Genomic DNA, 20,151 nt, shown 5'->3' on the forward strand with positions numbered 1-20,151 from the left:
GGTGACAGGACCAGGCACGGCCCGGACGGGGCTCGTAGGATCGAGGGCATGAGCAGGCCGAACGCGCTGGGTGAATACCTTCGGGCCCGCCGTGAGCTGACCGATCCGGCGGACGCGGGGCTGCCGGTCGTGGGCGTACGCCGCACCCCCGGGCTCCGTCGTGAAGAAGTCGCCATGCTGGCCGGCATCAGCGCCGACTACTACCTCCGCCTGGAGCAGGGCCGGGACCGCAATCCGTCGCCGCAGGTGCTGCAGGCCCTGGCGCGGGTCTTCCGGCTGGACCCGATCGCCACGGAGCATCTGCTGAGCCTGTCCACGGCGCGTCCGGCCGCACGCCGGCGGCCGCGCCGTGAGGTGGTGCCCGCCGGGATCCTCCGGCTGCTGGAGGTGATCAACCTGCCGGCGTTCGTGGAGAGCCGGATGTTCGACGTGCTCGCAGCGAACCGGCTGGCCACTGCCGTGTCACCCAACCTCCGGCCCGGCGTCAACCGGCTGCGGTCGATCTTCCTCGACCCCGCCGAGCAGGAGCTCTACCCGGACTGGGGGAAGACGGCCGGCGGCCTGGTCGCCGGGTTCCGCGTGTCCGTCGGCGGCGATGTCGACGACCCGCGGATCGTGCAGCTGGTGGGCGAACTGTCGCTGGGCAGCGAGGAGTTCCGGCGGCTGTGGGCCCGGCACGACGTCACCGCGCTGGCCGGAGGATCGCTGCGGCTGCGTCATCCGCAGCTCGGCCCGCTGGAACTGGGCCGGGAGAAACTGCCGATCGCCGACTCCGGCGGCCAGATCCTGGCGATCTACCACGCCGAGCCGGGCTCGGAGTCGGCGCGCGCGCTCGACGCACTGCGGTCGTCGATGGACGCCGAAGCGAGTCACTCGTCGATCGCAGACGCGGGTTAGCGGATCGCGGCGGTTGGGCTCCGCCCGTTGCCGGACGGAACCCGCGCCGCGATCACGCCGCCGTCTTCCCCCGCGGCGCGATCACACCGTCGTCTTCCCCCGCGGCGCGGTCACGCCACCGTCTTCTCCCGCGCCGTGCGCGCCGCCTTCGCCAGGTCCAGGTCCGTGGTCTCCGGCGCCAGGAACTGGGAGACCAGGCCACCCACCGCGAGGACGGCGGCACCGACGAGGAGGACGAAGCGGGCGCCGTAGTGGTCCAGGCCCATCGGCAGCAGGAAGGTGCCGATCGCCGCGCCGACCCTGCTCATCGCGGTGGCGAAGCCGACGCCCGTGGCGCGCAGGGAGGTGGGGAAGACCTCCAGCGGGTAGACCGCGGTCAGCGCACTGGAAGCCGCGTTGAGGAAGATGAAGAAGAGGAAGCCGCAGACGATGACGGGCGTCGAGGACGGCCACACCGCGACCAGCGCGAGACAGCCGGCCGTGATCCAGAACGGCGGGATCAGCAGCCGGCGGCGGCCGATGCGGTCCACGACCAGGCAGCCGGCCGTGACACCGGCGACCGCGGTGAAGGAGTAGACGAGGAGCGCGGCGACCGCGTTGTCGCCCATGTTCAACGCCTCGAAGACCTGCGTCCAGTACGTGCCGATGGCGAAGTAGGGCAGCACGAGCGCCGCCCAGAAGACGCTCGCGAACACCGTGCTGCGGATGTGCTCCCGGCTGAACAGCGCCCGGAATCCGGCCTGTCGGGTCGCGGCGCGTTCGTCGAGCTCCGCGTCGACGTCGATCTCGATGCCGTACTTCTCGATCAGCGCCTCGGCCTCCTCGCGGCGCCCCTTGCTCAGCAGCCAGCGGGCCGATTCGGGGATGCCGCCCCGCAGGGACACGCACACCACGGCGAGAACGGCACTGCTGGCCAGGGACCAGCGCCAGCCGCCGTCGACGTCGGCGAACAGGGCGCCGACGACCGTGGCGAGCGCGTAGCCGACGTACCAGCTGATCTCCAGGCTGGCGAGCAGCCGGCCGCGGCCCTGCTTCGGGGCGTACTCCGAGAGCAGCGGGGCGCCGATGGCGTACTCGCCGCCGATCGCCACGCCCATCACCAGGCGGATGAGGAAGAGCTGGAGCCCGTCGGTGACGAAGAACTGGAGCACCGAGCCGACGAGGAAGATCACCATGTCGGCGAGGAACACCGGACGCCGTCCGAAGCGGTCGGCGAGGCGGCCGAAGAGCGGGCCGCCGACGAAGATGCCGATCAGCGGGGACGCGCCGACCAGACCCTCCATGAGGGTGGACAGGTGCAGGTCGGTGGTGAGCGCGGCCATGGCCATGCCGATGCCGCCGATGACGTAGCCGTCGATGCCCTCGCCGATCTGGGTGGCGAGCTTCAACTTGGTGTGCAGACGGCGGCGTTCACGCACATGGTCGGGGGCTTCGGTGGTGCTGGGCGGTGTCGCAGGCGTCGTTGCCATGGGCGGTCCTTGTCGTGAGCGGCGTGAGCGGAGCGGGGTGGGATGGAGCGGGATGGATCAGGGCGGAGCGGGGCGGCGATGCCAACTGGTACGAAGGGCAGGTCAGTTGGGCCAGTCCAGGGCGATGTACTGCGTCTCCAGGAAGGCCTCGATGCCCTCGCGGCCGCCTTCCCTGCCGAGGCCGGACTGCTTGACGCCGCCGAAGGGCGCCGCGGGGTCGGACAGCAGGCCGCGGTTGACGCCGACCATGCCCGCCTCCAGGCGCTCGGCGATGCGCAGTGCGCGGCCGAGGTCGCGAGAGCAGACGTACGAAGCGAGGCCGTGGACCGTGGAGTTGGCGCGGGTCAGCATCTCGTCCTCGTCGGTGAAGGTGCTGATCGGTGCGACGGGGCCGAAGACCTCCTCGTGGAGGATGCGGGCGTCGTCGGGCACGTCGACGAGGACGGTCGCGGGGTGGAAGTGGCCGGGGCCATCAGGGACCGTTCCCCACGCGGCGATCCGTGCGCCACGGGTGACGGCGTCGTCGACGAGGGAGCGGATCTTGTCGACCGCCGCTTGGTTGATCATGGGGCCGAGGGTCACGCCCTCCTCCAGTCCGGGCCCGGTGCGGACGGCGGACATCGCGGCGCCGAACTTCTCGGTGAACTCGGTGGCGACATCGGTGTGGACGTAGAACCGGTTGGCGGCGATGCAGACTTCGCCGCCCCCGCGCATCTTGGCGTCCATGGCACTGTCCACGGCCGCGTCGACGTCGGCGTCCGCGCAGACGACGAAGGGGGCGTTGCCGCCCAGCTCCATGGTCACGTTGACGACGTTCGCCGCGGCCTGCCCCAGCAGCAGCCTTCCGGTGGCGGTGGAGCCGGTGAAGGAGAACTTGCGGACCCGCTCGTCGTCCAGCCAGGCGGAGACGACCTCGGGGGCGCGGTCGGTGGGCAGGACGTTCAGCAACCCGGCCGGCAGGCCGGCCTCGGTGAGCAGGGCGGCGACCGCGAGGGCGGTGAGCGGGGTCTCGGGGGCGGGCTTGAGCAGGACGGGGCAGCCTGCCGCGAGCGCGGGAGCGATCTTGCGGGTGGCCATGGCCGCGGGGAAGTTCCACGGCGTGACGAAGGCGGTGACACCGACCGGGTGCCGGCGGACGACGTGCCGGAAGCCGCCGCCCGGGGCGTCGCCGAAGGAGGAGCCGATCCGTACGGCCTCCTCGGCGAACCAGCGGAAGAACTCGGCGGCGTAGCCGACTTCGGCCAGCGCGTCCCGCAGCGCCTTGCCGTTCTCCAGCACGATGAGGCGGGCGAGCGTGTCCCGGTGCTCGCGCATCAGGGCGAAGGTGTCGTGCAGGACCTCCGAACGGCGGCGGGCCGGCGTCGCACGCCAGTCCGCCGCGGCGGACTGCGCCGCCTCGATCGCCGCGTGGGCGTCCCGCGGTCCCGCCGAGGAGACCTCCCGGATCACCTCGCCGGTGGCCGGGTCGTACACGGGGTAGGTGCGTCCGTCGGCGGCCGGGAGCCATCGGCCGCCGACGAGGAGATCGCCGTCCGCGAGCGGGGCCTTGGCCAACAGGTCGATGCCGGCGAGGTTCATGAGCTGCTCTTTTCTCCGTTCCGGACGAAGGCTCGCCCGATGCGCGGTGAATTTACGAGCGCGTCATGGGACCGACAAGGTCACTCCTGCGGATCGCAACGCGGGTTGCTGTGAGGGCAACTCGCCGATCACACGCGGCCCTACGGCGGTCAGGCCGGACTCGCCGCGAAGACCGGCGAGCGCCACGCGCGGGACGGGTCCGTATGCGCAGGGCAGCCGTGCGCGCAGGGCAGCCGTGCGCGCAGGGCAGCCGTGCGCGCAGGGCAGCCGTGTGCGCAGGGCCGGCGAGCGCCACGCTCAGGACAGCCGCGCCCGCACGGTCGGGATGCACCACTCAAGTCAGCCGTGCCCGCACCGCCGGCGTGCGTCGTGGCTCCCAGCCCAGCAGCATCGAGACGCGCGCCGCCGCTCGGGCCGTCGTGCGTCCCGCCTCGTCGAGTCGTTCGCCCAGCCTGGTCTTCGGGGCGGAGATGTTGAGGGCGGCGACGACCCGGCCGCGGAAATCCCGCACCGGCGCGGACACGCCGACCAGCCCCTCCTCGAACTCCTCGCTGACGCGGGCGTAGCCCCGCCGCTTGCCGTCCTGGATGAGGGCCCAGAGGTCCTGGACGGGCATCTCGCTGCTGGTGCCGAAGCGGACGTACAGCTCGTCGGGGGTCGCGTCGGACAGCAGGACGCGGCCCGCGGACAGCTGCCAGGCGGGCACGCCGCGTCCCTCCCAGCCGTGGACGCGGAAGGAGTGGCCGGAGACCGACAGCAGGGTGAGCACCTCGCGATCGCTGAGCACGCACAGGTGGCTGGTCTCCTCCAGGTCCGCCGACAGGGTGTGCATGACCGGTTCGGCGACGCGCACCAGGCGGCTCTCGGAGGTGCGGGCGACCAGGGAGAACAGACGCCAGCCCAGGCGGTACTCCAGGGTGTCGGGGTCGCGCTCGACGATGCCCTCGGCGGCCAGGGCCTTCAGCGCCCGGGAGACCTGGGTCTTCTCCCGGCCCACCAGCTGGGCGAGACGGACCACGCCCAGGCCGCCCGCCTCCTGCGCCTCGTCGGAGGCGAGGGCTTCCAGCAGGTCGATGTCACGGCGGAGGCCGTGGCCGCGCGCGGCGGCGGAGGAGTCGGTCACGGCCGTCATCGTATGCCTGGGATCGCGGCGAGGAACCGCCTGGTCAGGCGGGAAGTTGTCAGCAGAGCAACCGGCATTTCGATTCCCGTGACCGCCTTGCGGGCGGGTGTCGCCAGACCTAGATTCACCGCATCGGGCCGGATGAACTGCACCGAATGCGAGGTTCATCCCGCCGCACCCCCACGAATCACGCTTCCCACGTCCAGGAGTTCCGATGCCCCCCTTTGCCGCGACCGCGCTGATCGGCGAGTCCTTCGTCGGTGACGGTGCGAACGCCGCGCACACGAACATCGTGATCGGCCGCAAGGGCGGCCCGGTCGAGACGGCCTGGGCGACCGCGCTGGCCACGCCGAGCGCCGGGCACGTGCCGTTCATGGCGGTCGTCCGCCCGTCGGTGCCGGTGAAGCCGCCGACCCTGTTCGTGAACAAGGCCGCCGCCGCGGGCGAGCTGCACGAGCGCGCCACCTGGGGGTCCGCCCAGGCCGGGCTCGCCCAGGGCGTCCTGGACGCCGTCGCCGGGGACCTGATCCCGGCCGGCGACGCGGACGACCTGCTGATCATCGCCGCGGTGTGGGTCAACCCGGCCGTCGACGACCTCGACGCGTCCTTCCGCAACCAGCGCGAGGCGGCGTACGGCGCGATCCGGGCCGCCGTGACGGGCACGCCGTCCGTGGCCGACGTACTGGACGCGGCGAAGGCCGGGCCCGTCAACCCCTTCTACGCACCCTCGCCGGAGGCCCTGGCCCGATGAAGATCACCGACATCACGCTCGACCGCCTCCGCCTGGAGCTGGACCCGCCCTTCCGTGCGGCCTGGGACCCCGAGCCGCGCCGTCACTTCGACGCCACGATCGTCCGGGTGCACACCGACGAGGGGATCACCGGCATCGGCTCCGGTGACCTGATGGACGGGTTCGACAGCTACAAGCACCTGTTCGTCGGCGAGGATCCACTCGACATCACCCGGCACGTCCGCGCGATCGAGACCGCCAACTTCCACGGCGCCCACTACTGGCCCCTGGAGGCGGCCCTGTGGGACGTCGTCGGCAAGGTGCACGGCCGCCCGGTGGCGGAGCTGTTCGGCAACGCGGCGAAGAAGCTGCCCGCCTACGCCTCCTCCGGCGAGCTCAAGTCGCCCGAGGAGCGCGTCGCCACGGCGCTGAAGGTGCGCCAGGCGGGTTTTCGCGCGATGAAGATCCGCATCGACCGGAACCACGTCGACGAGGGCGTCGCGGCGGTACGGGCCGTGCGCGAGGAACTGGGCGACGGCTTCGACATCATGGTCGACCTCAACCAGTCCTGGCGGATGGCGGGCGACACCGCGCCCGCCTCCGACCTCGCCAAGACCCGCAAGACCATCGCCCGGCTCGCCGAACTCGACGTGTTCTGGGTCGAGGAGCCGCTGCCGTACGCCGACCTGGAGGGCTTCAAGCGGCTGCGCGCCGAGAACCCGGGCGTGCGCATCGCGGCCGGCGAGATGCACCACTCCCCCACCGAGCTGCTGCGCTACCTCGAGGAGGACGCGCTCGACATCTACCAGATGGACGTGGTGCTCGCGATCGGCATGCAGCGCGCCCGCACCCTCGCCGAGCTGGCGCACCTGAAGCACCGTCAGTTCACCCCGCACAGCTGGACCAACGGCATCGGCGTGCTCGCCAACCTGCACGTCGCGGCGGGCGTCGGCGGCGGCCCCTACTTCGAGTTCCCCTACGACCCGCCCGGCTGGACCCCCGAACGCCGGGACTTCATGCTCGCCGAGCCGGTCCGGGTCAACGCCGACGGCTGCCTGGAAGTGCCCGACAGGCCCGGTCTCGGCGTCGAGCTGGACGAGGACGCGATCGACCGCTGGAGGATCAAGTGACCCACACCATCGAGGACTTGCTGCGGCGGTCGCACGAGGAGTGGCAGGCCGCGGCCGACAAACTCACCTTCGAGACCCGCCCGTTCATCGACGGCTCCTTCACCGACGCCACGTCCGGCGACACCTTCCCCAGCGTTTCGCCGCGCGACGGCAAGGTCCTTGCCGAGGTGCAGGCGGCGTCCGCCGAGGACGTCGACCGGGCCGTACGGTCCGCCCGTGCCGCCTTCGAGGACGGCCGCTGGCGCGGCCTCGCGCCGAAGGAGCGCAAGCGGATCCTGCTGCGCTGGGCCGAGCTGATCCTCGCCGACGCGGAGGAGCTGGCGCTGCTCGACACCCTGGAGATGGGCAAGCCCATCACCGAGTCGGTGCGGGTGGACGTGGCCAAGGCCGCGGAGACCATCGCCTGGTACGCGGAGGCGATCGACAAGTCCTACGACGAGATCGCGCCGACGCCGGCCGACGCGCTGGCGCTGATCACCCGGGAGCCGCTGGGCGTCGTGGGTGCGGTCGTCCCCTGGAACTACGCGCTGCTGATCGCCAGTTGGAAGCTCGGCCCGGCACTCGCCACCGGCAACAGCGTCGTGCTGAAGCCCGCCGAGCAGACCTCCCTCGCCGCCCTGCGGCTGGCCGCGCTGGCCACCGAGGCGGGCCTGCCGGACGGGGTCCTGAACGTGGTCCCCGGCCGGGGCGAGGTCGCCGGGCAGGCGCTGGGCCGGCATCCGGAGGTGGACAAGATCGCCTTCACCGGCTCGGCGGAGGTCGCCCGGCTGTTCCAGGTGTACGCGGGCGAGTCCAACGGCAAGCAGGTCGCCGTCGAGGCGGGCGGCAAGTCGCCCCAACTGGTGCTGGCCGACGCCGACATCGAGGCCGCCGCGTCCGCCGTGGCCTGGGGCATCTTCTACAACGCCGGGCAGACCTGCAACGCGGGTTCCCGCGTCGTCGTGCACGCCTCGGTCAAGGACCAACTGCTCGCTGCCGTACGGCGGATCACGGCGGACACCTTCCGCGTCGGCGACCCGCTCGACCCCGCCACGGTGATGGGCCCGATCGTCGACGAGTCCCAACTCGCCAAGATCCTCGGCTACATCGAGCGCGGCCGTCAGGACGGCGCGACCGTGCTGTTCGGCGGCGGGCGCACGCTCGCCGGCACCGGCGGCAGCTTCGTCGAACCCACCGTCCTGGACGGCGTGGAGAACACCTCGGCCGTCGGCCAGGAGGAGATCTTCGGCCCGGTCCTTGCCGTGGTGTCCTACGACGGCGACGTGGACGAGGGCGTACGACTGGCGAACCAGAGTGACTTCGGGCTGGTCGCCTCGGTGTGGACCCGGGACGTGACCGTCGCCCACCGCACCGCGAGGCGGCTGCGGGCGGGCACCGTCTGGATCAACGCCTTCGACGCCAGCGACGTCATCACGCCGTTCGGCGGCTTCAAGGCCACCGGCGCGGGCCGCGACAAGTCCCTGCACGCGCTGGACGCGTACACCGCGCTGAAGACCACCTGGATCAACCTCGCCTGAGACGGCGAGCCCCTCTGCACCTCTCCCCCCTCTTCCACCCCCCGTTCCCCCCGTTCCACCCCCCTCTCCCACCCCTCTTCCACCCCGAACCGCAGCGAGGACACTGATGAGGATCGGTTTCATCGGCCTGGGCAACATGGGACGTCACATGGCCCGCCACCTGATCCACGCGGGACACCTGGTCACCGTGTACGACACCCGGCCCGAGGCCGGCGTGGAACATCTCGCGCTCGGCGCCCGCTGGGCCGACTCCCCCGCCGAATGCGCCAGGGACGCGGAGTTCCTGATCACGATGCTGCCCAACCCGCGTGTCGTCGAGGATGTCCTGATGCGGGGCGGGGCGGCCGAGGCGCTGCCGGAGGGCGCCCTGTGGATCGACATGTCGACCTCCACCCCGGCCGCGGCCGACCGTGTGGCGGCCGAGGTGCTGGACGCACGCGGTGTGCGCCGTCTCGACGCGCCGGTCAGCGGCATGGCCCGCGGTGCCGACGCGGCCATGCTGCAGATATTCGTCGGCGGAGCGGACGACGACTTCCGCATCGCCCTGCCCGTCTTCGAGGCGATGGGCGACCCGGGCCGGATCCTGCACGTCGGGCCGCTCGGCGCGGGCTACACCGTGAAGCTCATGATCAACCTGCTCTGGTTCAGCCATCTCGTCGCGTCCGCGGAGGTGCTGGCCATGGGCGTGAAGGCGGGCGTCGACCTGGGGGTCCTGCGCAGTTCGCTGCTGGCCAGCCCGGCCGCCTCCCACTTCCTGGAGAACGACATCCTGTGCGTGCTCGCCGACGGCGACTACGACGACTCCTTCGCCATGGCGCTCGCCTGCAAGGACCTGGGCCTGGCCGTCGACCTCGGCCGCGACCTGGGCGTCTCCACGGAGCTCTCCGCCCTGGTCGAGCAGATCTACCGCCGCTCCAAGGCCCAGCACGGCGAGCTGTCCGGCGAGATGAGCCCGGTCCGGCTCTACGAGTCACTCGCCGGACGGGAGTTCCGGCTGCCCAACCCGGCCGCGGCGCTGGACGACGCGGCGCTCACGGTCTGACGCCCGACATCTCAGGAGCCGCACCCATGAACTCCCTCTCCCCCTTGAGCATCGACGGCATCTGCCGCGTCGAGTTCGGCCCCGGCCGCGTCGACCGGCTCCCCGAACTGATCGGAGCCACCGGCCACCGGCGGGCCTTCGTCGTCACCGACCGCGGACTGCGCGCGGCGGGCGTCGCCGACCGCGTCCTGAAGACCCTGGACGCCGCGGGCATCGAGTACACGGTGTACGACGAGGTGGCGCCCAACCCGTCCACCGGAAACGTCGACGCCGGCGCTGCCCGGGCCCGCGCGTTCGGTCCCGCCGCGGTCGTCGCCCTCGGTGGCGGCTCGGTGCTGGACGCGGCGAAGGGCATCTCCCTGCTCGTCGGCAACCCGGACGCGGTGGCCGCCGACGCCGACCATCTGTGGGACGCGGCGGACGGACTGCCGCTCGTCGCGATTCCCACGACCTCCGGAACCGGCGCCGAGACCAACGGCTTCGGTGTCATCGAGGACGCCGAGGCGCACCGCAAGGTCTACCTCGGGCACCCTTCGGTGCGGCCGCAAGCAGCCCTGCTCGACCCGGAGTTGACGCTCGGGCTGCCCGCTCCGGCCACCGCCGCGACCGGCATCGACGCGCTGGTGCACGGCATCGAGTCGCTCGCCTCGCGCGGTGCGAACCCGTTCTCCGTCGCCTACGCCGCGCAGGCCGTGACGCTGGTGAGCCGCGCGCTGCCGCTCGCGTACCGGGACGGCTCGGACCTCGACGCCCGCGCCGAGCTCATGATGGGCGCGCATCTCGCCGGGCAGGCCCTCACCCTCTCCGGCCTCGGCCTCGTCCACGGCGTCGGTCACGCCCTCACGGCGCACACCGGCACTCCGCACGGAGTCGCCCTGGCCGCCGTGCTGGAGGAGGTGATGGAGTTCAGCGCGCCCGCGGCCCGGGACGCGTACGAGCAGGCGGGCCGGGCCATGCGCCTCGACCCGCCCGCCGACGGCGACTGGGCCCGCGCCACCGTGGCCGCCGTACGGGAGATTTCAGCCGCCCTGGGCATCAAGCGCCCACTGCGCGACCTGGGCGCCGACCGCGCGATGCTCACCTCCATCGCGGCGGGCGCGGTCGCGGACGCGGTGACCAGGAACGCGCCGCGGATTCCGGACGAGGCGCAGGTTCTGGAGATCCTTGAGCGGACGTACTGAGGCGCCGGCCACGACACGGCAGCCGGACGGTGACGAACTCGTCGTCACCGTCCGGCTGTTGGGCTGTTGGGCTGTTGGGCTGTTCCGATCCTCCGCTCGTCCTTACAGCAGGCCGATGTTGGTGAGCGGGAAGTTCCAGTCGCTGCTCTCGACATCGCCACGGCCGTCGTGGGGCACGGCCGGTGCGGCGCACAGCATCAGACCGGCGACGGCAGCGGCCAGGACGGCGACGACACGACGCTTCACGGTTCCTCCTCGACGACGACAGTCCCGGTCACCCTGCGCCGAGGCCGCCGCCCCGCCCGCCCGGACACGCCGCCCGGCCTGCGGATTCAGCCGCCCGGTGGGGGCGGCGTCGCTCACACGGCAGCGGAAAATCTCTGGCGTGGAAGCGGGCCGGGAGCGGAGACTCGTCCCATGTCCGACATGGGGGCGTTCCGGGAGGCGGTCATCGCCTGGGCGGCCGGTGGCGTCGGCGAGCCCGCACGTGAGCTGGCGGCGCGGCTGCCTGTCCGGGCGGCCGTGCTGCTCGAAGGGCCGAGCGATGTCGCCGCGGTCGGCGCGCTGGCCGCGCGGCGCGGCCGGGACCTCGCGGCCGAGGGGGTGTGCGTCCTGCCCATGGGCGGTGCGATGAGCGTCGGGCGCTTCGTCCGCCTCCTCGGGCCGGCCGACCTCGGCCTCCGCCTCACGGGACTGTGCGACGAACGGGAGCGCCCCTTCTACGCCCGCGCCCTCCAAGGAGAGAGCGCGGCGCAGGGGGGATTCTTCGTCTGCGCGGCGGACCTGGAGGACGAGCTGATCCGCGCGCTGGGCGTGACGCGGGTGATGGAACTCGTCCGGCAAGAGGGCGACCAGCGGGCGCTGCAGACCTTCCTGCGCCAGCCGGCACAGCAAGGGCGCACCTCACAACAGCAGTTGAGGCGCTTCCTCGGCACGAAGAAGGGCCGCAAGATCCACTACGGTCGCGTCCTCGTCGAGGCGCTCGACCCCGACCGGGTACCCGCGCCGCTGAACGGTCTGCTCGCCGGCGTCTGACGGTTCTCAGAACGTCGTGCCGGGGTTCTCAGAGAGTCGTGCCGGGGTCCTCGGGCCTGATGCGCCCGCGCCAGCCGGCAGTGCCGCCGCCCTCGCCCTCGACGTAGTCCTTGAAGCGGCGCATGTCCCCCTTCACCCGCCGGTCGATCAGGCCCAGCGCGTCCGCGCCCTTCTCGGCGACACCGCTGGGCTCGACCTCCATCGTGAGTTCCACGCGGGTGTGCGTGTCGTCCAGCCGCTCGAACCGGACCGATCCGCTCTGCCGGGTGTCGCCGCCGACGGACCGCCAGGTGATCCGGTCGTCGGGGAGCTGGTCGACGATCTCGGTGTCGAACTCGCGCCGTACCCCACCGATGCTCGTGGTCCAGTGGTTGTGCCGGTCGTCGAGCTGCCTGACCTCGTCGACGCCCTCCATGAAGTTCGGGAACCGCTCGAACTGAGTCCACTCGTTGTACGCCATGTGCAGCGGCACCTCCACGTCCACCGCTTCCTTGACCTTGCTCATCAGCGCCTCCTTGTCGGTCTCGTTCTCGAGCGCTCCGAGTACCCGACACGTCGCAGCGATGCCTCTTCGCGCGGAATCACCGGCATACGGCCGGAACATGCCCTGCGGGAGGCGTCGGACGGCCCTTCCGGGGCACTCGATGCGTCGCGGACCCGGGTGGAGCGAGGTGCTGATCGTGAACGACCGGAACGAGCACGACGACATCGTGCTGTCGCCGCGCGAGATGCTCGCGCTGCGGCGCATCGAGGCCGAACTCGGCGGCGACCGGCGCCTCGTCCGGCGCATGGGCCTGACACGCTCACCGCGACCGCGGCGCCGGCTGGCACTGACCGTGGCGATCCTGACGTGCGCCTCGCTGTTCCTCGCCGTGATGGGGATCCGCACCTCCGACCCGGTGTTCATATGGAGCTTCGCCGCGCTGTGGCCCTTCACCGTGCTGCAGGCCTTCCGGCTGCTGTGCCGGATGAGCAGCACCGGCGCCCGCATCACGTCGTGGCTGTGAAGTCGGCGAGACCGAAGCGGTGCCGCGGCTTCCCACACAGCTCCGCGTGCATGACCGCGAGACGGGAACCCGGCGCTCATGAACGCTGAGACGAGGATCCAGGGATCGTACTGGCTCGAGACGGCGCCGCAGGGCGAGCCCGCCCCGCAGCCGTCCGCAGACATCACCGTCGACGTCGCGGTGATCGGCGGCGGGATCGCGGGGCTGAGCACGGCCTGGGAGCTCGTCCGGCAGGGACGTGAGGTGGCGGTGCTGGAGGCGGGCCGGATCGCCGCCGGAGTCACCGGGCACACCACCGCCAAGCTCAGCGCTCAGCACACGCTGGTCTACGACCACCTGCGCCGCACCCGCGGTGCCGAGGGAGCACGGCTCTATGCCCGCTCGCAGATGGCGGCGATCGAGCACGCCGCCGGAATCGTCGACGAGCTCGGCATCGAGTGCGAGTGGGAGCAGGCGGCCGCCTTCACCTACGCCGAGGATCGCCGGCGCGTGGGACAGCTGCGCGCGGAGGCGGAGGCGGCGCGCGCAGCGGGGCTGCCGGCGGACTTCGTCACCGAGTCGGAGCTGCCGTTCCCGATCGCCGGCGCGGTCCGGGTGACGGACCAGGTCCAGTTCCACCCGTGCAAGTACCTGCTGGCCCTCGCGGAGGACCTGCGCCGCCGCGGCGGAGCCGTGTACGAGGGCACGCGCGTCGTCGGTCTCTCCGAGGGCGAGCCCTGTGTGCTGAAGACCGACGCGGGCGTGTCTGTACGCGCCGACGACGTGGTGGTCGCCACCCACTACCCCATCTTCGACCGGGCCCTTCTCTTCACCCGGCTCTCCCCGCGCCGCGAACTGGTCGTGGCCGGGACCGTCGACGAAGGGCAGGCGCCGCGCGGCATGTACATCACGCCGGAGCAGTCCACCCGCTCCGTGCGCAGCGCGCCGTACCGGGACGGCAAGCGCCTGCTGGTCGTCACCGGCGAGCACATCACCCCCGGTACCGCCGACGTGGAGGAGCACTTCGCCCGGCTGTCCGCCTGGGCCACGGACCGGTTCCAGGGGTTCACGATCACCCACCGCTGGGCCACGCAGGACAACGACTCCACCGACTCCGTGCCCCTCGTCGGACCGATGCGCGCCGGCAGCAGCCACACGTACGTGGCCACGGGGTTCGGCGGCTGGGGACTGAGCGGCGGCATCATGGCGGGCCGCCTGATCAGTGACCTCGTCAACGGCCGCGAGGTCGAGTGGGCCGGGCTCTACGATCCGCGCCGCCTGGGCACGGTGGTCCGCGAGGGCACGACGTTCCTGAGGAATCAGGCCAAGGTGGCCCGGCACTTCGTCGGCGACCGCCTGTCCTCCGTGACGGGTCCCACCTCGCCTGACGACATCGCCCCGGGCGACGGTGCCGTGGTGCGGGTGGGCGCGCGGCAGTGCGCCGTCCATCGGGACGAGGGCGGCGAGCTGCACGCGGTCTCGGCCTGCTGCACCCACCTGGGCTGCCTGGTGGCGTTCAACCGTGCGGAGCAGGCGTGGGAGTGCCCGTGCCACGGCTCCCGCTTCGCGCCGGACGGCAGCATTCTTCAGGGGCCCGCCGTGCGCCCGCTGCAGCAGCGGGACATCTGAACGGCGTTGCGCCCGGACTCAGTTGCTCAGGGTTTTGAGGATTCGTGTCCGGGCTCGTCCGGCGCCGTGACGTGAAGAATCAGCAGGGCCAGGTCGTCGGCGGGGTCGGAGGCGTGGCGGATCAGGGCGTCGGCCATGGCGTCCGGGTCCGTGGGGTCGGCGCGTGCGACCAGTTCGGTGAGCGCGGCGATGGCGTCGTCCAGGTCGACGCCGGGCCGTTCGACCAGTCCGTCCGTGTAGAGCACGAGGACGCAGCCGGGTTCCAGCGGGAACTCGACGGCGGGGTAGTCGGCCTCGCGCTCGATTCCGAGGAGCAGCCCGGGAGGTGCGCGCAGCACTTCGGTCCGGCCGTCGCTGTACCGCAGCACCGCCGGCGGGTGGCCGGCACTGGCCAGGCAGGCCGCCTGGCGGGCGAGGTCCATATGGACGTAGAGGCAGCTGGCGAACCTGCCCGCTTCCAGGTCGGCGAGGAGACGGTTCGTCCTGCCGAGGACGTCGCCCGGGGACGCTCCGGCGGCGGCGTGACCGTGCACGGCGGTGCGGACCTGACCCATGAGTGCCGCAGCGTCGATGTCGTGTCCCTGGACGTCGCCGATCGCGGCGGCGACGGTGCTGTCGGTCAGGCGGATGAGGTCGTAGAAGTCCCCGCCCACCTCCATGCCGTGCCCGGCCGGCCGGTAGCGGGCGGTGACGCGCAGCCCGGGCAGGGAGGGCAGATGGCGGGGCAGCAGGGCGGCCTGGAGCTGGTGGGCCACGGCGAACTGGGTGTCGTAGAGGCGACCCCGTTCGAGGGCCTGGCCCACGAGACCGGCGAGCGCCACGAGGGCCGCGCGCTCGGGGGGCGCGAAGTGCTGAGGCCGGTCGTAGGCGAGGACGAGCGAGCCGACGGCCCGGCCTGAGGCGATCAGCGGCAGGAACGCCCAGGACGCCTTGTCGTCGAGTTGGACGGTGCCGGGATACATCCGCCGGAGTTCGTCGAAGCGCGCGAAGAAGAGCGGGCTGCCGCTCTCCATCACGCGCAGGGCGGGTATGTCCGCGGTGAGCGGGAGGTTGTCGAAGCGTTTGATGAGCTCGGCGTCGTAGCCGCGGTAGCCGAGGATGCGCAGTCTGCCCTCGCGCGATGCGTGGACGGCCATGGCCGTCGCGCCGAGGGCGGGCATGAGCTGGTCGGCGGCCTGGTCCACCACGTCCTGGACACCGACGGCCTCGGTGAGCGTCGCGGCCAGGTGCATCAGGTGGTAGAGGAACCCGGCCCGGCCCGGTCTGCCGGCTGCGGGCTCGGCCGTCCCGGCGACGGCGGCGGACGTCGCGGAGCCCGGCGGCAGTTCGTCGCGCGGGTCGCTGCGGGTGATCCGCACGCTCATGCCGGACGCGTCCGGGTACAGGGCGAAGGCCAGCGGGGTGTCCGGCGGGCGCACCGCCCGGAAGGTGGTGGGCCGCTCGCTGACCACGGCCGACCGGTAGCGGTCCTCGATCTCGGCGACGTCCATCCAGGGCAGTGCCTCCCAGGGCAGTGCGCCCAACAGCGAGTCGGCATCGGCACCGAGAAGTCTCGCCGCCTCGGGCGTGACGAAGGTGAACCGGCCGGTGTCGTCCAGCGCGCACGCCCCTCCCGGCAGCCGGGCGATGAACGCCGCCGCCTCGCCCCCCTCGCCCGGCGCGGCGCCTGCGCGAGCGGGGTGCGGCAGGGTCCGTGGCTCACCCGGCGGGCGTGCACTGTCGCGGACACCCGCGCCGTGCAGCAGCCGGCCCAGCCGCCGGCACCCGGCCTCGACGGCCGCGCGCTCAGCGCCGCTGAGCCGTGGCGGATGGGCGGCCGGCCACAGCAGCACCAGACCGCCGACGACCGCGTTCCGGGCGGTGAGAGGGGCGGCCGCGAGCGCGAAGGCGTACGGCAGCACCAGGGACGTACGCGGATAGAGGCGTGCCATCTCCTCCATGTCGCCGACCCAGACCAGGCGGCCGGCCCGTACGGCGTCCGCCACCGGAACCGCGTCGGCGAGCCCCACCCTGGTCCAGGGAACGGCCATTTCGCGGGGTGTACCGGTCAGCGCCACCAGCCACAGGGCGTCACCGTCCTTCGGCAGGACGTACAGCAGGCCCCGGGACGCGCCGCAGTCCCGGACGACGTCCAGCAGCAGGGTGTCGACCGCCTCCTGTGCGACATCCGTCGTTCCCTGCTTCTGGCTCACAACGCCTCCTGGCGCGCTGAGGTGGGCTTGACCTTCCGGATCACCGGGTTCCCAGGAAGACCCACAGAAAGCAAAGGACCGCGTGCCCCTCGCTCCCTCACCGTTAGCTTCACCCCGCCGCCGGGTACTCGCCAGCCCGTCTCTCGCGTTCCCAGGAACCACCGCAAAGCTCCGCCGGAGGCACCGTGCACGCACTCATCGTGATCGACATGATCAACACCTACGGTCATGAGGACGCCGAGTTGCTGCTGCCGTCCGCGCAGCGCGCGGTGCCCGTCGTGGCCGAGCTGCTCGACCGGGCCCGGAAGGCGGACGTGCCCGTCGTCTACGCGAACGACAACTTCGGTTCGTGGCGCTCCCACCAGGGAGAGATCGTGGACGAGGCACTGGCCACGGCGCACAGCGACCTCGTCGAGCCGCTGCGGCCCGACGACGACTCGCTCTTCGTGCTCAAGGCCCGGCATTCCGTCTTCTACGAGACGCCGATGTCCTACCTCCTGTGGCGCCTGGGCGTCGATCACGTGGTGCTCACCGGTCAGGTCACCGAGCAGTGCGTCCTCTACTCCGCCCTGGACGCGCACATCCGCCACCTCGAGGTGACGGTGCCCAAGGACGCCGTCGCCTCGATCCACCCCCGCCTCGGATCCGCCGCCCTGGAAATGATGGAACGCAACATGGGCGCGCACATCGTCGCGGCGAAGGAGATCGACTTCGCCTGAGCGGCAAGGGTCCCGTTTCGCCGATACCCCTTTCGGCGCCGTGCCCCGGGGAACCCGGCCCCTTTGCACGGAGCGGAGATTGCGGGGCTGGAACCGAATGACATGGACGTCGGACGCGACTCGGGCCGCGGCCACGAGGTTGTCGGGGGCGGCACAGGCCGTCCAGCGTGCACGCCAAGGACCTTGCAGGGAACGGGATCTCGCCGCGCAGGCGCTGAAGGCCGCCTTCGCGGCCTGGCTGGCCTGGGCGGTGGTCGGCTGGTGGCTCCAGGCGCCCATGGCCTACATGGCGCCCTGGGTGGCGATCCTGCTCGTCGAGTCGACCGTCTACCAGTCCGTCGCCCACGCACTCCAGCAGCTGGCGGCGATCGCCGCGGGCACCGTCATGGCCACGGGTCTGATCCTGCTGATGCACAACAGGATCGGCGTCATGGGCCTCGTCCTTCCCCTGGTCGTACTCCTCAGTTCGTGGTCACGCCTCGGACGGCAAGGGATCTACACGGCCACCGGCGCCCTCTTCGTCCTCACCGACCCGCAGGTCAGCCTGACGGCGTCCGGGTTCCGGATCGCCGAGGCCGCCTTCGGAGCGGTGGTCGGCATCGCCGTCAACGCGCTGATCCGGCCGCCCGTCTACCTGCGCAACGCCCGTGTCTCGCTGAGCGCGGCGGCCCACGAGACGGCCGGAATCCTCGACGCACCGGCCCGGTCCCTGGTCGACGGGCAGTGGGACGAGGACGAGGCGAAGGGCTGGCATCAGCGGGCCCTGCACCTCAAGCACCTCGTGGAGGAGTGCCGGTCCGCCGTCGGCTGGAGCCGGGAGAGCCTCTGGGGCAACGTGCGCCGCCGCACCCGCGCACAGTCGCTCCCGGGCAAGGACCACGAGGAAGTGATGGTGGTGCTCGAGTACGCCGCCGTGCACACCACGGAGCTGACCCGCACCCTGCTCGAGGCGGCCGCCGAGGACCGGCAGGAACGGTGGTCCCGGCTGCCCCTCATCCGCGGGTACGCCGACTTCCTGGCCAGGGCCGCGGAGTTGATGCGGCTCTACGCGGACAGCGGCTTCGGCGCGGAGCGGCAGTTCGCCCTGCAGCAGGCGGCCGAGAAGATGCGTGCCACGGTGGACGGTCTGCACGAGCGGATGCCGGACACCGTGCGGGGCGAGCCCCAGGAGACCTCGGCGTACGGCACGCTCCTGTTGCAGGCGCAGCGGCTGGCCGGGCACCTCGAACCGGCGGCACGGCAGGAGACGGCTCGCGGGCACGTGTGAGGCGGCACTGGTCCCGACCCGCCGCATTCGGCCGTCCCGCCCCCGCCAACGCCGGGGAATCGGGACCTTCATGCGTCCGGGGCGCCGTTTTGTGTGCAGGGGTTCGGGAACCCGGTCGGCACGGCCAAAGGGCCCTGCAACACGCCAAAGGATCCTGGCGCCGTCCGGCACGGCGCACCTCGGCCCGATGCGGCTGAGTGCTTGTGCGGCAGAGAGAAGTTGAAGCGCCATGACCCCGCGCACCACGAAGAAGCACGCGCTGCGCGTCTCCGAGGCCGGCCGGGCGAAGTCCCGCCGTCTCCACGAGAAGGGCATCCGCACGTGTGCCGCCCTCGCCGAGGGCCACAGCGCCGCGCCCGCGGCACACACCGGCGCCGAGTGGAACATCGTCAGGGGCGAGGACTGGCCCGACCGTGCCACGCGATGACATGTCCCAGCCGGGACAGGGCGTCGAGCCACGGCCGGATCACATGCCCACGACAGGTATTCGGTCATCGGCGCACGTGAGGAGCATCTCGTGTCAGGCGCCCGGAACAATCGCAGATCGCGGGGCACCGTCGGGACGGCCGACGACGCGGCACCCGATCACCGTTGGGACCTCCCGGGCGACCGCTCGGGGACACGGGTGGATCTTGCCCGCCGACCGTACCGACCCTGCGGGCAGTGACGGGGGACCTCACGGTGCGGCCTGATGTCCCTGACGAACGGTCGGGCGGCGGCGAACCGTCCGAGCCGGAGGAGCGGCTGCGCGTCTCCAAGGCCCTGGCGGCCGCGGCCAAGGGCCTCGATCCCGGGGGCGTACCAGAGGCACTGTGCCGCGCCTGCATGGCGCTGCTGCCCGTCAGCGGCGCCTCCGTGTCGATCTCCGGCGGCGCGACCGTACAGGCCACCTTGTGTGCCAGCGATCCGACAGCGGCACGACTGGCGGAAGCGCAGTACACGCTGGGGGACGGCCCGTGCCGGTCCGCGGTCCGGCAGGCCACGGCCGTGCTGGCCGCCGACCTCACCACGGCGCCCGACTCCGGCCGCTGGCCCGTCTTCGCCCACGAGGCCATCACGCTCGGGGTGCGGGCGGTGTTCTCGCTGCCGCTCGGAGTGGGCGCCGCGGCGGTCGGCACCCTCGACCTGTACCGCCGCACGCCCGGCGGGCTGTCGGCGCGAGATCTGCGGATCGCACTGTGGACACGGGACGCCGTCACCTTCGCCCTCATGGAACTGCACGCCGGGTCCCGTGCGGCCGAACGGGCCGGGGAGGAAGGCGTGGCGTCGTGGCTGGAGGCCTCTGAAGCCGGCCACGGCGAGGTCTACCAGGCGGTCGGCATGGTGATGGTGCAGTTGGACCTTGACCCCGAACAGGCCCTGGACCGCATGCGAGCACGAGCTTTCACCCAGGGCCGGACGGTCACCGAGGTGGCTCGGGACGTCCTCGCACGCAGGCTTCGGTTCGCGGCCGAACGGGACGCCGGCAGTGAGGACACACGCCGGCGGGACGCCGGCGGCGGCGGACGGGAGGACAACCGGTGACCCGTCTCGCCCTGCGCACCCGGTCGACCCGGAACGGCCGACACGCGCTGATGCCGAGGTGACGCGACGGGCAGTGACGCGGGCGCCCCAGCGTCGTCAGCAACGCACCGTTCCCGCGCGCTCCACCCTGTT

The 20,151-nt window shown here is 72.2% G+C and carries 19 protein-coding genes; 13 read left to right on the forward strand and 6 right to left on the reverse strand.

The genetic code is table 11. The features are described from left to right. Nucleotides 1-48: 48 nt before the first annotated feature. Nucleotides 49-897 (forward strand): helix-turn-helix domain-containing protein, encoded by an 849-nt coding sequence (locus ACIBN2_RS45695; protein WP_399143717.1) that lies wholly within the window; start codon nt 49-51, stop codon nt 895-897. 110 nt (nt 898-1,007) lie between these two features. Here ACIBN2_RS45695 and ACIBN2_RS45700 read toward each other — a convergent pair whose 3' ends face one another. The 3 genes from ACIBN2_RS45700 to ACIBN2_RS45710 all read right to left on the reverse strand — a co-directional run bounded on the left by ACIBN2_RS45700 (nt 1,008) and on the right by ACIBN2_RS45710 (nt 5,076). After that, entirely contained in the window at nt 1,008-2,366 is a 1,359-nt protein-coding gene (locus tag ACIBN2_RS45700) for an MFS transporter (protein WP_399143718.1), read from the reverse strand. A 102-nt stretch (nt 2,367-2,468) separates the two neighbouring features. Then, nucleotides 2,469-3,944 carry an NAD-dependent succinate-semialdehyde dehydrogenase gene (locus ACIBN2_RS45705; RefSeq protein ID WP_399143719.1) on the reverse strand — a complete coding sequence of 492 codons (1,476 nt, stop codon included), beginning with the start codon at nt 3,942-3,944 and terminating at the stop codon, nt 2,469-2,471. Between the two features lie 334 nt (nt 3,945-4,278). Beyond that, on the reverse strand, nt 4,279-5,076 hold the full coding sequence (locus ACIBN2_RS45710) for an IclR family transcriptional regulator (RefSeq protein WP_399143720.1): 798 nt from the start codon (nt 5,074-5,076) through the stop codon (nt 4,279-4,281). A 205-nt stretch (nt 5,077-5,281) separates the two neighbouring features. Between ACIBN2_RS45710 and fae the strand changes: the two genes are divergently transcribed. The 5 genes from fae (at nt 5,282) to ACIBN2_RS45735 (ending at nt 10,667) form a co-directional block, all read left to right on the forward strand. Then, a complete protein-coding gene (gene fae, locus ACIBN2_RS45715) occupies nt 5,282-5,818 on the forward strand; it encodes a formaldehyde-activating enzyme (protein WP_399143721.1) in 537 nt (178 codons plus the stop codon). Continuing rightward, a complete protein-coding gene (locus ACIBN2_RS45720) occupies nt 5,815-6,927 on the forward strand; it encodes a mandelate racemase/muconate lactonizing enzyme family protein (protein ID WP_399143722.1) in 1,113 nt (370 codons plus the stop codon). The genes fae and ACIBN2_RS45720 overlap by 4 nt, the downstream gene beginning before the upstream one ends. Next, nucleotides 6,924-8,444, forward strand: coding sequence for an aldehyde dehydrogenase (locus tag ACIBN2_RS45725; RefSeq protein ID WP_399143723.1), 1,521 nt, complete (start codon nt 6,924-6,926; stop codon nt 8,442-8,444). The genes ACIBN2_RS45720 and ACIBN2_RS45725 overlap by 4 nt, the downstream gene beginning before the upstream one ends. A 106-nt stretch (nt 8,445-8,550) precedes the next feature. Beyond that, the gene (locus ACIBN2_RS45730; protein ID WP_399143724.1) at nt 8,551-9,486 is read left to right on the forward strand and encodes an NAD(P)-dependent oxidoreductase; all 936 of its coding nucleotides are present in this window, start codon (nt 8,551-8,553) and stop codon (nt 9,484-9,486) included. A gap of 26 nt (nt 9,487-9,512) precedes the next feature. Beyond that, nucleotides 9,513-10,667 carry an iron-containing alcohol dehydrogenase family protein gene (locus tag ACIBN2_RS45735; RefSeq protein ID WP_399143725.1) on the forward strand — a complete coding sequence of 385 codons (1,155 nt, stop codon included), beginning with the start codon at nt 9,513-9,515 and terminating at the stop codon, nt 10,665-10,667. Between the two features lie 102 nt (nt 10,668-10,769). Here ACIBN2_RS45735 and ACIBN2_RS45740 read toward each other — a convergent pair whose 3' ends face one another. After that, complete coding sequence (locus tag ACIBN2_RS45740) at nt 10,770-10,913, reverse strand: hypothetical protein (protein WP_393871312.1); 144 nt, start codon at nt 10,911-10,913, stop codon at nt 10,770-10,772. Between the two features lie 171 nt (nt 10,914-11,084). Between ACIBN2_RS45740 and ACIBN2_RS45745 the strand changes: the two genes are divergently transcribed. After that, the gene (locus ACIBN2_RS45745) at nt 11,085-11,702 is read left to right on the forward strand and encodes a TOPRIM nucleotidyl transferase/hydrolase domain-containing protein (RefSeq protein WP_399143726.1); all 618 of its coding nucleotides are present in this window, start codon (nt 11,085-11,087) and stop codon (nt 11,700-11,702) included. A gap of 28 nt (nt 11,703-11,730) precedes the next feature. Here ACIBN2_RS45745 and ACIBN2_RS45750 read toward each other — a convergent pair whose 3' ends face one another. Next, entirely contained in the window at nt 11,731-12,207 is a 477-nt protein-coding gene (locus ACIBN2_RS45750) for an SRPBCC family protein (protein WP_399143727.1), read from the reverse strand. A gap of 175 nt (nt 12,208-12,382) precedes the next feature. Here ACIBN2_RS45750 and ACIBN2_RS45755 point away from each other — a divergent pair, with 175 nt between their 5' ends. After that, nucleotides 12,383-12,709 carry a DUF3040 domain-containing protein gene (locus ACIBN2_RS45755; protein ID WP_399143728.1) on the forward strand — a complete coding sequence of 109 codons (327 nt, stop codon included), beginning with the start codon at nt 12,383-12,385 and terminating at the stop codon, nt 12,707-12,709. A 78-nt stretch (nt 12,710-12,787) separates the two neighbouring features. After that, on the forward strand, nt 12,788-14,317 hold the full coding sequence (locus ACIBN2_RS45760; protein ID WP_399143729.1) for an FAD-dependent oxidoreductase: 1,530 nt from the start codon (nt 12,788-12,790) through the stop codon (nt 14,315-14,317). A gap of 26 nt (nt 14,318-14,343) precedes the next feature. Here ACIBN2_RS45760 and ACIBN2_RS45765 read toward each other — a convergent pair whose 3' ends face one another. Beyond that, on the reverse strand, nt 14,344-16,509 hold the full coding sequence (locus ACIBN2_RS45765) for a SpoIIE family protein phosphatase (protein WP_399143730.1): 2,166 nt from the start codon (nt 16,507-16,509) through the stop codon (nt 14,344-14,346). A 185-nt stretch (nt 16,510-16,694) separates the two neighbouring features. Here ACIBN2_RS45765 and ACIBN2_RS45770 point away from each other — a divergent pair, with 185 nt between their 5' ends. From ACIBN2_RS45770 to ACIBN2_RS45785, 4 genes are all read left to right on the forward strand, one after another. After that, nucleotides 16,695-17,228, forward strand: a complete 534-nt coding sequence (locus ACIBN2_RS45770; RefSeq protein WP_399143731.1) for a cysteine hydrolase family protein — start codon at nt 16,695-16,697, stop codon at nt 17,226-17,228. A 97-nt stretch (nt 17,229-17,325) separates the two neighbouring features. Continuing rightward, nucleotides 17,326-18,495, forward strand: coding sequence for an aromatic acid exporter family protein (locus tag ACIBN2_RS45775; protein WP_399143732.1), 1,170 nt, complete (start codon nt 17,326-17,328; stop codon nt 18,493-18,495). A gap of 229 nt (nt 18,496-18,724) precedes the next feature. Further along, a complete protein-coding gene (locus ACIBN2_RS45780) occupies nt 18,725-18,922 on the forward strand; it encodes a hypothetical protein (RefSeq protein WP_399143733.1) in 198 nt (65 codons plus the stop codon). 236 nt (nt 18,923-19,158) lie between these two features. Further along, nucleotides 19,159-20,019, forward strand: coding sequence for a GAF and ANTAR domain-containing protein (locus ACIBN2_RS45785; protein ID WP_399143734.1), 861 nt, complete (start codon nt 19,159-19,161; stop codon nt 20,017-20,019). Nucleotides 20,020-20,151: the final 132 nt, after the last annotated feature.

It is taken from the genome of Streptomyces sp. NPDC050534, from assembly GCF_044457745.1.
Taxonomy (GTDB): Bacteria; Actinomycetota; Actinomycetes; order Streptomycetales; family Streptomycetaceae; genus Streptomyces.

What these genes read in the sequence shown, in the direction of transcription:
- ACIBN2_RS45695 (WP_399143717.1), top strand. Translation starts at nt 49, where the DNA reads ATGAGCAGGCCGAACGCGCTGGGTGAATACCTTCGGGCCCGCCGTGAG.
- ACIBN2_RS45700 (WP_399143718.1), bottom strand. Translation starts at nt 2,366, where the DNA reads ATGGCAACGACGCCTGCGACACCGCCCAGCACCACCGAAGCCCCCGAC.
- ACIBN2_RS45705 (WP_399143719.1), bottom strand. Translation starts at nt 3,944, where the DNA reads ATGAACCTCGCCGGCATCGACCTGTTGGCCAAGGCCCCGCTCGCGGAC.
- ACIBN2_RS45710 (WP_399143720.1), bottom strand. Translation starts at nt 5,076, where the DNA reads ATGACGGCCGTGACCGACTCCTCCGCCGCCGCGCGCGGCCACGGCCTC.
- fae (WP_399143721.1), top strand. Translation starts at nt 5,282, where the DNA reads ATGCCCCCCTTTGCCGCGACCGCGCTGATCGGCGAGTCCTTCGTCGGT.
- ACIBN2_RS45720 (WP_399143722.1), top strand. Translation starts at nt 5,815, where the DNA reads ATGAAGATCACCGACATCACGCTCGACCGCCTCCGCCTGGAGCTGGAC.
- ACIBN2_RS45730 (WP_399143724.1), top strand. Translation starts at nt 8,551, where the DNA reads ATGAGGATCGGTTTCATCGGCCTGGGCAACATGGGACGTCACATGGCC.
- ACIBN2_RS45735 (WP_399143725.1), top strand. Translation starts at nt 9,513, where the DNA reads ATGAACTCCCTCTCCCCCTTGAGCATCGACGGCATCTGCCGCGTCGAG.
- ACIBN2_RS45745 (WP_399143726.1), top strand. Translation starts at nt 11,085, where the DNA reads ATGTCCGACATGGGGGCGTTCCGGGAGGCGGTCATCGCCTGGGCGGCC.
- ACIBN2_RS45750 (WP_399143727.1), bottom strand. Translation starts at nt 12,207, where the DNA reads ATGAGCAAGGTCAAGGAAGCGGTGGACGTGGAGGTGCCGCTGCACATG.
- ACIBN2_RS45760 (WP_399143729.1), top strand. Translation starts at nt 12,788, where the DNA reads ATGAACGCTGAGACGAGGATCCAGGGATCGTACTGGCTCGAGACGGCG.
- ACIBN2_RS45775 (WP_399143732.1), top strand. Translation starts at nt 17,326, where the DNA reads ATGACATGGACGTCGGACGCGACTCGGGCCGCGGCCACGAGGTTGTCG.
- ACIBN2_RS45780 (WP_399143733.1), top strand. Translation starts at nt 18,725, where the DNA reads ATGACCCCGCGCACCACGAAGAAGCACGCGCTGCGCGTCTCCGAGGCC.